General features: G+C 61.8%; 12 protein-coding genes and 1 pseudogene. 9 read left to right on the top strand and 4 right to left on the bottom strand.

Features of this window, described 5'->3' with window-relative positions:
- Positions 1-24: 24 nt before the first annotated feature.
- A complete protein-coding gene (locus JN279_RS37550; RefSeq protein ID WP_096453505.1) occupies positions 25-369 on the bottom strand; it encodes a hypothetical protein in 345 nt (114 codons plus the stop codon).
- 510 nt (positions 370-879) lie between these two features.
- On the opposite strand from JN279_RS37550, the gene JN279_RS37545 reads away from it, so the two are divergent.
- Genes JN279_RS37545 through JN279_RS37535 form a run of 3 tightly spaced genes read left to right on the top strand, consistent with a single transcriptional unit; the run spans position 880 to position 4,666 of the window.
- Entirely contained in the window at positions 880-1,704 is an 825-nt protein-coding gene (locus JN279_RS37545; protein WP_096458514.1) for an ABC transporter substrate-binding protein, read from the top strand.
- Entirely contained in the window at positions 1,697-3,745 is a 2,049-nt protein-coding gene (fhuB, locus tag JN279_RS37540) for a Fe(3+)-hydroxamate ABC transporter permease FhuB (protein WP_202351657.1), read from the top strand. The genes JN279_RS37545 and fhuB overlap by 8 nt, the downstream gene beginning before the upstream one ends.
- A gap of 15 nt (positions 3,746-3,760) precedes the next feature.
- Positions 3,761-4,666 carry an alpha/beta hydrolase gene (locus JN279_RS37535; RefSeq protein WP_202353888.1) on the top strand — a complete coding sequence of 302 codons (906 nt, stop codon included), beginning with the start codon at positions 3,761-3,763 and terminating at the stop codon, positions 4,664-4,666.
- Positions 4,667-4,687: 21 nt separating this feature from the next.
- On the opposite strand, the gene JN279_RS37530 is transcribed toward JN279_RS37535, so the two are convergent.
- Positions 4,688-5,107: a hypothetical protein gene (locus JN279_RS37530; protein WP_202351656.1), complete on the bottom strand. Its 420-nt coding sequence runs from the start codon at positions 5,105-5,107 to the stop codon at positions 4,688-4,690.
- 246 nt (positions 5,108-5,353) lie between these two features.
- Here JN279_RS37530 and JN279_RS37525 point away from each other — a divergent pair.
- A pseudogene (locus JN279_RS37525) lies at positions 5,354-5,509 on the top strand (alpha/beta hydrolase); the annotation flags it as partial.
- On the opposite strand, the gene JN279_RS37520 reads toward JN279_RS37525, so the two are convergent.
- On the bottom strand, positions 5,506-6,615 hold the full coding sequence (locus tag JN279_RS37520) for a DUF4432 family protein (protein ID WP_202351655.1): 1,110 nt from the start codon (positions 6,613-6,615) through the stop codon (positions 5,506-5,508). The pseudogene JN279_RS37525 and the gene JN279_RS37520 overlap by 4 nt on opposite strands.
- 355 nt (positions 6,616-6,970) lie before the next feature.
- Here JN279_RS37520 and JN279_RS37515 point away from each other — a divergent pair, with 355 nt between their 5' ends.
- Positions 6,971-7,660 (top strand): hypothetical protein, encoded by a 690-nt coding sequence (locus tag JN279_RS37515; RefSeq protein ID WP_096453515.1) that lies wholly within the window; start codon positions 6,971-6,973, stop codon positions 7,658-7,660.
- 89 nt (positions 7,661-7,749) lie between these two features.
- On the opposite strand, the gene JN279_RS37510 is transcribed toward JN279_RS37515, so the two are convergent.
- Positions 7,750-8,190, bottom strand: coding sequence for a hypothetical protein (locus JN279_RS37510; protein WP_096453516.1), 441 nt, complete (start codon positions 8,188-8,190; stop codon positions 7,750-7,752).
- Positions 8,191-8,512: 322 nt separating this feature from the next.
- On the opposite strand from JN279_RS37510, the gene JN279_RS37505 reads away from it, so the two are divergent.
- The 4 genes from JN279_RS37505 (at position 8,513) to JN279_RS37490 (ending at position 11,781) form a co-directional block, all read left to right on the top strand.
- Positions 8,513-9,235, top strand: coding sequence for a LuxR family transcriptional regulator (locus JN279_RS37505; RefSeq protein WP_096453519.1), 723 nt, complete (start codon positions 8,513-8,515; stop codon positions 9,233-9,235).
- 180 nt (positions 9,236-9,415) lie between these two features.
- A complete protein-coding gene (locus JN279_RS37500) occupies positions 9,416-10,072 on the top strand; it encodes an acyl-homoserine-lactone synthase (RefSeq protein ID WP_096453520.1) in 657 nt (218 codons plus the stop codon).
- Positions 10,073-10,176: 104 nt separating this feature from the next.
- Positions 10,177-10,794, top strand: coding sequence for a hypothetical protein (locus JN279_RS37495; RefSeq protein ID WP_096458517.1), 618 nt, complete (start codon positions 10,177-10,179; stop codon positions 10,792-10,794).
- Between the two features lie 588 nt (positions 10,795-11,382).
- On the top strand, positions 11,383-11,781 hold the full coding sequence (locus tag JN279_RS37490) for a hypothetical protein (protein WP_193363995.1): 399 nt from the start codon (positions 11,383-11,385) through the stop codon (positions 11,779-11,781).
- The last annotated feature ends 205 nt before the right edge of the window (positions 11,782-11,986 follow it).

The raw sequence follows: 11,986 nt of genomic DNA, 5'->3' as shown, positions 1-11,986 counted from the left end.
CGGCTCACGGTAGGGCCGGGGTCATCAGGTAACCAGCGTGACGGTCGATGCGATCAGCATCAGCGCGGCGATGCCGACGAACAGCGCGTAGATGCGCGGCCGGTCGAGCAGAAGCGCGTTTCCGGAGATCCAGGCCGAGGTGGCGCCGCCGAGCGCGAAGAGGAAGCCGTTGCGATGGCCAAAGGTCATCGATGCGGCCATCAGTCCGCCAATGATTAGAGCGCCGAACACGATGATCACGGCGACCGCGTACTTCTCGAAATCGTTGCCGCCGCCCATGGCTGGCCCGATCGCATTCAGATTGGACAGGTCGTCTGGATCGAAAGGGTTCGTCGACCCGTATTCGTCTTGACCGATCGATTCTCGCATCACTCATTCTCCGCTGACCGGCAACAAACCATCAACACTTGCCGAGTGCAACCCGATCGCACGCCCCTCTCCGTGTTGGCCGTCATCTTCAACACGTTCCGGCGGCGCTTGTCACCGCTTTTTCGGGGCACCCGGCTCGAATGCAACACCCGCCCGCGCTCTGACGGCACGCCGTGATCTCATTTCCATATAGGCCCCGTTCTCGGGGAAAAGATGATGCCGCCGATCAATTCGACGCCCGCATGCGCCACGCGGCTGCGGCGGGGAGTCGCAGCATCCAGGCATGCGACAGCGAGATTGTTGATATCCGGTTGCATCTTAAATGTTGACTATGAAAATCATGTTTTATAGTCAACCGACATGGGCCGCTCGAGGCCGTCGTCCGCAAACAGGCACGCCACGTTGGAAACAGACCAGGAAGCCCGGCCCGGAGGGACAGCCAAACCCGCGCGCGGCTGCATAAGCCGACGCGGCACTTTTGCGCTGTTCGCATTGCCCTTGGCCGTACTCATGCCGCGGGCGGCCGCGGCGAAGCCTTTGCGCATCGTCTGCCTGGACGACGGGCTGGCGGAGACCTTGCTGATGCTCGGCGTTACGCCAATCGCCGTCGCCGACCATGAAGTCTGGGAGAAGTGGGTGGTCGAGCCGCCACTGCCGCCTGAAGTTGCCGATATCGGCACGATCCTGGAGCCCAATCTCGAATTCCTGCAGCAGCTTCGCCCCGACATCATCCTCTCCACTCCCTATCTCGACGGCATCAAGCCGCTGCTCGAACGCGTCGCGCCGGTGACGACGATCGGCATCTACACGCCGGACGGCCAGCCCTATCGGCGTGCAATCGAGGCGACCCGGCAACTCGCGGCACTGGTCGGCAAGGAAAGCGAAGGCGAAGCGCTGATCGCGGCGACGGAAGCCTGTTTCGCCGATGTCAGGCAGAGGCTGGAACCGCTTTCGGCGCGGCCGATCTACGCCGTCAGCTTTCTCGATCCCCGCAATGTGCGCGTCTATGGCGAGAAAAGCCTGTTTCAGGCGGTGTTCGACCGCATCGGCATCCGCAACGCCTGGACCGGCGAGACAAATTACTGGGGATTTTCGACCGTCGGCATCGACGGCCTGGCGACGTCGAGTGACGCGCGCCTTGCCTATCTCGAGCCCCTGCCGGAAGGGGCGGGCGGCACGCTGACCGAAAGCCCGGTCTGGAACGCCATGCCTTTCGTGCGCAACCGCTCGATCATGCGCCTTGCCCCAGCGTTGATGTTTGGCGCGCTGCCTTCGGCGAGCCGCTTTGCCCGGCTGCTGGCCGCGGCGCTGACGGCGGAGCGCGCCGGTGGCTGAGCAGCAAGCAATCTTGTCCGGCGACACCAGCCTCGTTCCCGGTCGTGGGGCGACGGCTCGCCTATCAGACAAATATCCCCTGGGCGCGATTCTGCTTTGCGTCGTGCTTCTTGGCGCTGCAGCCGTAGCGACCCTCTCGAACCTCGTCGTGCAATTGCCGCCGGCGCTCTGGCTCGATGCGCTCGCCAGCCCCGATATCGACGACATGCGGCAGGTGCTCGTCCACTATGCCTTCCTGCCCAGGCTCGCCGTCAGCCTTCTCTGCGGCGCGGCCCTCGGATTGGCCGGGACGGTGCTGCAACAGGTCCTGCGCAACCCGCTCGCCTCGCCCGAAACCATCGGCGTCTCGGCCGGCGCCCATCTGGCGCTGGCGCTGGCGACGCTGCTTGCGCCGTCGCTGCTTGCCTACGGCCGCGAATGGGTGGCGCTTGCCGGCGCCTTCACCGCCGTTGCCGCGGTCTTCGCGCTGTCCTGGCACAAGGGCCTGTCGCCGCTCTCGGTCGTGCTCGCCGGGCTCGTCGTCAGCCTCTATGCCGGCGCCATTGGTGCCGCCCTGGTGGTGCTGCGGCATGAATGGCTGGCGAGCCTATTCATCTGGGGCGCCGGCTCGCTCGGCCAGCAGGACTGGTCGAAGACGCTGTGGCTCTTGCCGCGCCTGGGCGGTGCCGCGCTGCTGATCGGGCTGATGGTGCGGCCGTTGACCTTGCTTGGCCTCGACGATGAAGGCGCGCGCAGCCTGGGCGTCCCGCTCGGCGCCTATCGCTTCGCCGGACTGGCGGCGGCGGTCGCGCTCATCGCCTTTGTCGTCGCCGCCGTCGGCGTCATCGGTTTTGTCGGCCTCGCCGCCGCGACCCTTGCCCGCATCGGCGGCGCCCGGCGGCTCGGCCAGCAACTGGTGATGGCGTCGCTCATCGGCGCCGCCTTGCTGTGGGCTGCCGACCAGGGCGTGCAGATCGCGACCGGCCCGCAAGGTGACCTGCTGCCGACCGGCGCCATGACCGCGCTTCTCGGCGCGCCGCTGCTGCTGTGGCTGCTGCCGCGCCTGGCGCTCGGGCTGGAAACGCCGGCGCTCGGTTCGGAGCGCCTGCCGCGCGCTCGCCACTCCGCCCTCGTGCTGGCGGTTATCGGCGGCGTCCTGCTTCTGCTGCTCGGGCTGGCCCTGCTTTATGCGCCGGGGCCGCATGGCTGGGCATTCGCGTTTGGCGACCAGTTGCAACCCTTGTTGTCCTGGCGGCTGCCCCGAGTGTCCGCCGCGCTGGCCGCCGGCGCCATGCTGGCGCTGGCTGGCCTGATGATGCAGCGTCTCACCGGCAATCCGATGGCCAGCCCAGAAGTGCTTGGCATCAGCGCCGGCGCCGCGCTCGGCATGATGGTGGCGCTGTTTTCGCTGTCAGATGCCGGCCGCCCAGTGCAGACCGCCGCCGCCACCATCGGTGCCTTCGCTGCCCTCTTGGTCACGCTGGCGATCGGCCGCCGCGCCGCCTACGCGCCGGAGCGGCTGCTGCTTGCCGGCGTCGCTCTGACCGCCCTGTTCGACGCGCTGATCCTGGTGCTCACCGCCACCGGTGACCCGCGCGCCATGCTTTTGCTCAACTGGCTCACCGGCTCGACCTATGGCGTCGACGCGAACTCGGCGCTTTTGACCTCGACGATCGCCTTTTGCCTGTTCCTGGCAGCGCCACTGTTCATGCGCTGGCTGGACATGCTGCCGCTCGGATCCGCCACGGTGCAAAGCCTCGGCGTCAACCTCAGGGCGACGCGGCTTCTGGTGCTTCTGATGGTGGCAGCGCTCACTGCCGCGTCGACGCTGGTTGTCGGGCCGTTGACCTTCATCGGCCTGATGGCGCCGCACCTGGCGCGGCGCCTTGGCCTGTCGCGCGCGCTGCCGCAAGCCGTCGGCGCGGTGCTCGTCGGCGCGCTGATCATGGTCTGCGCCGACTGGGTCGGCCGCACCGCCATCTTTCCGCGCCAGATCCCGGCCGGCCTCGTCGCCACGCTGATCGGCGGCCCGGTGCTGATGTGGCTGTTGCGCCGCCGCTGATTTTGTCCCTGTGAGATATTCGTGTCCAAGTCGACGCCAGCCTCGATCGCCGACACCACCGTCCACGATCTCCTGTCCAGCGCGGGCGGCGACCCCTGGCGGGTCTTCATCCATGTGCCGTCCGGGCCGGCGCCCGAGGCCGGCTGGCCGGTGCTCTACTTGACCGACGGCAACGCCGTCATCGGCACGGCGGTCGACGCCATGCGTGCGCAGGCCTTCTATCCCTTGGGCACCAATGTCGGCTGGGGCGTCATTGTCGCCATCGGCTATCCCGTCGACGGCGCTTATGACCCACTGCGCCGCTCCTGGGACCTCGGCCCGCCGCCGGGCAAGACCTATCCGCCCTTCTATGAGGGCACATCAGAAGTCAGGACCGGCGGGGCAGGGCAATTCCTGGCCTTCATCGAGGATGAGCTGAAGCCGTGGGTCGCCAGTCGGACCAGGATCGACGAGGCGCGCCAGGCGCTTTACGGCCATTCCTTCGGCGGCCTGTTCGCACTCTACGCGTTGTTCACCCGCCCGCTTTCGTTCCGCACCTTTATCGCCGCCAGCCCCGCCATTTATTGGGAAGACCGCGCCATCGACCGCTTTCTCGAAGGCTTCGAGGCGGCCGTCCCCGATGGCCTGACGGCCGATGTGATCCTGTCGGCCGGCGAGTACGAGACCGAGAAGCTGGCGCCGTTCCAAATCGGCGCGGAGGACGAGGAAAAGCGCCTGCAGCAGAAGAAGCTGACACGCACAGGTGATTTCGCGCGGGCAATGGCCGAGCGCCTCGACGCTCTGCCTGGGATCCGCGCGAGCTTCGAGCTGCATGCCGGCGAAAACCACATGTCGATCCTGCCGGTGACGGTCAACCGTGCGGTGCAGGCTGCCTTCGCGGTGAGGGAAAGGAATACCGTCCTTGAACGCCTGCCTCGGTAAGACGGTAGGCACCGCGCGCCGTCATTCCTGTGAAGGGGGGGCGCTCAATCGACGATAGGGGACGCCATCGAAGCTTGCCGTCACAAAATCCGTGACGGACATCTTGCGCTTGCGTCCGTCGCTGCAGGCGTAAACCGGCCAACCGGCATCGCTGCATTCGCTGGCAGCGCAGATACGCGCCAGGCAGTTACCGATAGTCAATCGGAAGCCGCCCTTGCCGACGAAGCCTTGCAACAAGCTGCCGTCCGCCGCGCGCCATGTCCGCGCACGGAATTCCGCCCGCAAAAGCGATGGTTCGAGAGAGACCGCAAGATTGGTTTCGCCGGGACGCCCTGTGAGCTGCAGACGGAAGCGCGCCATTGCAGTCGCGTATGCGGTCACAAGATCTGGTTCGTGAAAATAGGCGATCGGCAGGTTGGAGCGGTCAAGCAGATGAGACATGCGCTCGCCTGCCTCTACCGGCCTCAGCAAGACAACAAAGGTAAGAAAGGCGAAGCAAGCTCGCGACATTTTCCAGCAGCCACATCGATCTCGGCCTGCCGGTTTTGCCCCGGTTGCCCGTCCAGTAACATCCCGCCAATCGTCGCCCTGCGCAAGCCGCTTGCTGGGGCAGTCCATAAGGCGGCCGCGTGTGCAATTCGCAAGGCCACCGAGGTTAAAGCGCTTGGAGTCGAAGAGTTGACCCGCCTCGGCGAATTTGCGCGGGCGATAGCCGAGCGCCTCGATAGACTGCCTGGCGTGCGCGCGAGTTTCGAACTGCATGCCGGCGAGAACCACATGTCGATCCTGCCGGTGACGGTCAACCGCGCTGTGCAGGCGGCGTTCGCGGTGAGAGGCCGCTAGGCGCCCGCGGCCTTGATCCTCAAAATCATGTCTTCCTGTTTTGCGGCCATGTCCGCGTCCATCGCGCCAAAGCGAAGGGTGCAGCGGAACATCCCTTCCGGAGCGATGCGAACGAGGCGGCCTCTTTCCTCGGCCGCGCGATAGCCATCGGGTTCGGCAGTTGCCGGCAGCACAAGGCCGAGCGCGTCCTGGTCGCGGCCGCGCGTGATCCAGCGCACGGCATAATTCAGTTCATCAGGGCAAAAGCTGACGAAATCCGCTGTCTGGTCAGGGTGGACCTGCAATGCGTGCGCCCAGCCCTCTGCATCCGCCCTTGCCTTCATTGTCAACACGAGTTCGGGGTCGATCGGCTCGCCCTTGGTCAGCAGACGATGCCGCGAGGGATCGGCGACTATGGCATCGCGGTAGGCAAGGTAGCTTTCGCTCGGCGCGAAAAAGGGCGGAAGCACCTGGCGCACGATGATGTCGGCGCGGTCGTCGACCACGCTGTCGACCAGACGACCGTCATCTACCGGTCTGAAATTGATGTGCGCCAGATACATCAAATTCATGGGCGAGCGCTTCAGGTTGGTGATGGCGATGTCGACGGCAACGCCGGTGGCGTCGCGCTGCAGCCGCACGGTCGGTTGCGTCACATAGTCGTGGCTGAAGGCGACAGTCTGGCGGCAGCGCCCGGTCAGGGCCATGAACGGCCCTTCGGCATTGTCCCCGATGATCAGCTGGACATCCCCATAGGGTGCATTGGGCAGGTCGCCATGCAACGGATGGCGGTCGTCCGGACCCGGATTGCCCATAGCGGTCGCGCCACAGTGAATGAAGAATGCGCCGTAGTTGGAGAGATAGTCCCGGGTCGCAACCGGCTCGTCGAACATCGAGCGCATGGTCAGCGAGCGGTTGAGGAACGTTGCGTCCCAAATCTGCTGCCCCTGGAACGGCAGCATGACGATTTCGCCCTTCGCGTTGCTGATGCGAAGACCGGCAACGCCGGATCGATAGCGAAAGGCGGTGGCGACAAGCCCGCGATATCGCGCCACGGTGGTTTCCAGCGGACCAAACTGTTCGGGCACGAGATCGACGAAGACATGATCGGAATATTCGTAATGCATTGTTTCGACCTCTATCTGCCGCAAGCGCGCATGCCGATAGTCGCAGGAAGTGCCTGGAAATCAACGGCGGTGAGCCTCGGATGCTCCGCCATACCGGCTGACGCTCTCGACCGGGCGGCCCGGCAGTTTGGAGATCGCCGGACAATTTCCTCGAATGTTGGGTGCTGGCCCGAGCTTGGCGAATTCCACCGGACACTGGTCCTAAATGTCAGTCGGTACCCGTCAAAGTCGGTAGACTTCTCCCGGTTCGCCAGCTAGGCAGATCGATATCAAAAGAGGGCAGACTCGGGGATCATCCAAAGTGAAAATCAGATACGTCGCCGGCATAAGCTGGCCACGCAGTGGACATCACCTGATGCATCGGCTCGCCCTGAGCTATTTCGGCAACGATTTCAATTACTGCCTGTTTTATCCCACTGATAATCCTGATTGTTGCCGCACCTTTCCGTGCATCCGGCCGGGGGTCAAATTCTCGAAGAACCACGATTTCGATCTATCGGGCCGGATCCTGCCGGATGTTCCTTATCTGGTCCAGCATCGGTCGTTCATGCCTGGAACCGTATCGGACTTTGAACTGTATCTCCTCGATGGCGGCGCGGACACCAAGGAAAGCTTTAGAGAATTCGCACTCATCCGAACCGATGGATGGGCTGCCTTCATGGCAAAGTGGGTGGACAACCGGATTAAATTCGAGCGTCTGTTGGTGGGGTACGAAGATTTTGTGTCCGACCCGCAAGGGACCATGAAGAGGGTCATCCCGTTCTTTGCGCCAGGAGAGAAACCCGATGAAGAACGCCTGGCGCGCATTGTGAAGAACGAAACCCACGTCGCCGTCACCAAGCAAGGCGGCGAGGAGTGGACGGCCAATGCCGGTGTCAAGGCGTTCCGGAAAGTCGAGGCCTTTCGGTTCTATGACGCTGGATTGTTCCGGGAGTTGGAACTCATTGCGCAAGAGAAGCGCCGCGGGATTACCAAAGAAGCCGCACAGCGCCCCTCGAGTGGCCGCTTCAGGCTGCCGCTGATGAAAGCCATCTTCGGACGCTAGGCGGCGCCCGCAAAACCGGGGCGGCTCCTCGACGCCTCCGCGACAGCTTCAAACCAAACGACGGCGCAGACATCAGGTCACCCGCGGCTCTATGCAGCAGAAGCCGGCGGCAGTTCGAACAATTTGGCGCCGTTCTCCTGGCCGCGCTCGACATAGCCGATAATGCCGAACCATCTGGCGACGTCAGGCCCCTGCAGCCAGCTGCGCGAATGGATAGGCAGATTGCCGGCGAGCGCCTGGATGTGCCTGATATGCCGCTTGCAGAAGCGCACGGTCGAGGCCCGGAAGAAATCCTCTTGCGCGGCAAACAGCGTATCGGCGGCATCGCTGTTCTCATGCCAGGCGATGATGGCCACCGCCTTTTCACCCTCGACCAGCGCGTGCGCCCGGCCTTCCTTCAAATTCATCATCAGATTGTCGTAGGCGATCTTGCTGTCCTTGCCGGCCGCCGCATACTCGTCCGACATCCGCTTGGACAGGCCATGAAACACATCCTCGAGATCCCCGAGCGTCGCTGCACGTGCTCTCATTTCACCTCCTGCAGCCCCATGGGAAGTTTGCCCTAGGGATGAGGGGGCGCCAAGCAAATTGAATCCGGATAGGGGCGGATGAGAGCAAATTGATTTCCGACAGCAAGTCGCGGTGGAGCTGTATGCGGCAGATCGCCAACGACCTCCAGCCCCCACTTCGCCCCGGAGCGGCAAAATCCGCCGCAATCACCGCAAATTCATCAAGAAACGCCAATCAGTCCCTCCTTGGCCGCTGGCAAAACACCGGTCCCTATATTAGGATATTACGACTTGCTGAATTGGCTAATACTTGTGTCGCAGCATAGAGGCGGGGGTCTCTGGCATGATCGATTCAGACGTGTTCGATTTTGTCGAACGCTGCAGGAGGCATACAGCAACCGGGCCGCTGCTGGGCGACCTGCTTGAGACTGTCAGGAATCTTGGCTTCGAGCACCTTATCCTAAGTGGCGTTCCCCTTGGCGGGCAAAAGCTGGCGCCGATGGTTGAGTTGAACGGCTGGCCTGCGGGTTGGTTCGAGCGCTATGTCGCGGCCGAGCATGCCGCTGTCGACGGCGTTTGCATTTACTCTGCCAAGACGCTGAAGCCTTTTTTCTGGGCCGATGTTCCCGCGAAATGGTCTGATACGGAAGGCTCTAGACGCGTTGCGGGCGAAGCGACGGAATTTGGTATCTTGAGTGGTTTTGCGGTGCCGATGCTCAGCGTCCACCATTGGCAGTCCGTCCTGTCCTTCGCCTCCTCGCAAAAGAGTTGCAGCCTGTCGCCACGCCAGCAGGTGCAACTGGTCACCATGGCGGTCTATGCCGGCATGTCGATCCAGGCCCTGTCGAATGACGATGGCAGCGACGAAGGCCCGCTGACCGATAGGGAAAAGGAAGTGCTTTTATGGGCCGCGGCCGGCAAAACCTCATCTGAAACGTCCCAAATTCTCGGCCTGACCGAGCGCACGGTCAAATGGCATTCGACAAGGGCACGCGAGGCGTTTGGCGTGGCGACGACCACCCAGGCTGTCGTCGAAGCCGTGCGCAGGCGACTGATCCACCCTTAATGCATGTCGCCCAAAAATGACCTCGGTTTTGGGAGAACGACATGCCAAGAACCTAAAGCGCGTCGCATGAATCCGTTTTCAACGCGACGCGCTTTAGCTGCGTCAACTGTCCGATCGGACAGGTGACGGACTTTAGGGCGGCTGCAACTATTCCTCCGAGATCGATCGGGGGATCGCGCAATGATAAAAGTCCATGTCGTCAATGCGCTGAACAAGCATCTCTACGAAAACGAATTCGACGAGTTTCTGCGCCGTCGGCACGACTTTTTCGTGCATCAAAAACGCTGGCGCCCTCCAAGTCCAGACGGTCGCGAGCTGGACCAGTTCGATACGGATATGGCGACGTATCTGCTCGGTATCGAAGACGGTCGCGTGGTGACCTCGGCTCGACTAATCCCAACGAGCGAGCCGCACATGGTCTCGGAGGTTTTTTCTCACATGTGCGAAAAATCGGGCGTGCCCAGACGTCCTGATTGGGCGGAATGGACGCGCACATTCGTCGTTCCCGACAAACGTTCGACCGGGCTGCGGGGGACACTGACGCAGCTGTGTTGCGCGGTGATGGAATACGCGCTCGACGAGGGCCTTACCGCGGTGGGCGGCGTCCAGGAAACCTATTTCATGCCGCATCATGGCGCGCTGAAGTGGCGAGCCGAACCCATGGGCATGGCCAGGGAACAGAACGGCGAGTGGTACATCGTCGCATACATTCATGTGAATGAGGCGGCGCTGGCCAGTGTCCGCAAGATCCTTGGCATTGATTATTCGCTGCTCGTGCGCCGAGGAACGCAGTTGCCCTTTATCCAGTGGCCCGAGACCCGCTTGGATGTCGCCTGACGATGCCCTTGTTTCAGGGCCGAGAGCAGGGATCGGCATCTCATAAGAACGTCGAGGGCAGAGGATCGAAACTGTAGCGACAGGCCATGGAGGGGGGCAAGGACATGACGATCAACAGAAAATTCTTTTTTGACCACGCACGACTCGGACTCTTTGATGGAAAAATGTCGAGTTCGCAGGTGGGTGGGATCACTGTGATTCTCGACAAATGGGAACAGGAGATGCCTACGGCAGATGATCGTTGGCTGGCCTACATGTTCGCCACGGCACATCACGAAACCGGACGAACAATGCAACCCGTAAGAGAAACGTTTGCGAGCACTGATGCTCAAGCGATCAAGATTCTCGATAAGGCATTCGCTGCTGGAAAGCTGCCTTGGGTGTCAAGTCCCTATTGGCGGCCGGATGCTCAAGGTATCTCGTGGCTCGGACGGGGTCTTGTTCAACTGACGCATAAGGCCAACTACGTCAAAATGGCGGCCCTTACAGATCCCAATTTAGCCACGAATCCTAGTCTCGCGATGAATATGACGACTGCGGCCGACATCATGTTCCAAGGCATGATTAGAGGCTCTTTCACGGGGAAAAAGTTGGGTGATTTCTTTTCTGGCGCCAAAGAACAGTGGCGCGAGGCCAGAAAAATCATAAACGGGCTTGAGAAAGCGGATCTTGTCGCAAGCTACGGAAAACAATATTACGCCTGCATAAGCTATACGGTGTAAAGGCGGCGCAAGGATGCTATCGTCGCCTTCTTAGAAGGCGGGAGGCAAGGTAGACAAGGCTGAGTGCTTGGAGCCATGAGTTCCCTGGCCAGAGCAAACCGATCATAGCTGCCAATTCTGCCTGACCGTCGTGACTTGCCTCGGAGACTCTTTTTCGACCTGACTTTAACCCCTCGTCCCGGGACGTTGCGTTCGCGCTCTTTGACACATGTTCCACGTCAAGCGCATCTGGCGAGCTTCAGGAACTATGATTTGGAATACTTCGATGATGAGACATGCAGGTTCGAGCCCACTCCAAACCCCTTCGGGCCAAAAGTGTTACCCATGTCTCCGGTATGAATCCTAACCTATGTGTCCGGAATGGACCTAAAGTGATGGTGCCAGAGGCGGAATCCAAGTAGAGAAAATTTGAGTTCGTTTTCAATCGCCTCGGCATGGAGCAATAGGAGCGCGGACCAACAAAAATACCAACAAAATATTTCTGTGGATTGGTTCGGTCCCCGAATAATGCCCCATCCATCCATGACACTGCATCAAGGTCGCGGTGCCGTTTCCTCCTATGGCGGGACGAGGTCGGGGGGCCGCCGCTTGGATGTTTTCCACGGTCGCAAAACGGCCCGGCAAGGGGCGGTCTTCGTCGGCAGCCACCGCTTGCAGGGGCACGAGCTCCGCGAAATCGGCTTTCGCTCCTATTTCCGTGACAACGCGCCGAGTTTGGAGGTGCTCGATACGCTCGTGACCCTCGAGAAGCGGCAGATCACATACGAGACCACGCTGGATCTCATGCACGGCAACCTGAGCTCGTCGGCTTCTGTATGGTCGGCGGGGGCAGGGGGCCATCAGGAGCTCCGCGAGGTGCGCAAAGCTCAAGACGCTGTCGCGATTGTGAATGAAATCACGCCGGAGTCGCAGTCGGCCCTCGTAGATGGCATCGTCGCGATGGCGGTCGCCACGCCACTGCGCCCAGCTTTGCCAGGAGCTGATTAGGCTGATGGCCCGGGCCATCAGCACCGGCACCGCGGCGACGCCGGGGCAGACATTCTGCCGTTCGATATCATCTACCGGAGCTATATGAAACTGATGGAATTCTATCATGAGCGCAGAGTTTCCTTTCGCGAATGAAAGAAAGCTCGATTGACTCTCCCGCCCCATTCCCGTCTCGTGAATCAACGTGCGGTTGCGGCGTGCAGAA

This window comes from Mesorhizobium sp. 113-1-2, assembly GCF_016756475.1.
In the GTDB taxonomy this organism is placed as follows: domain Bacteria; phylum Pseudomonadota; class Alphaproteobacteria; order Rhizobiales; family Rhizobiaceae; genus Mesorhizobium; species Mesorhizobium loti_C.
The sequence above is the reverse complement of the archived record's forward strand: the minus strand, read 5'-3'. Positions and strand labels throughout refer to the sequence as shown.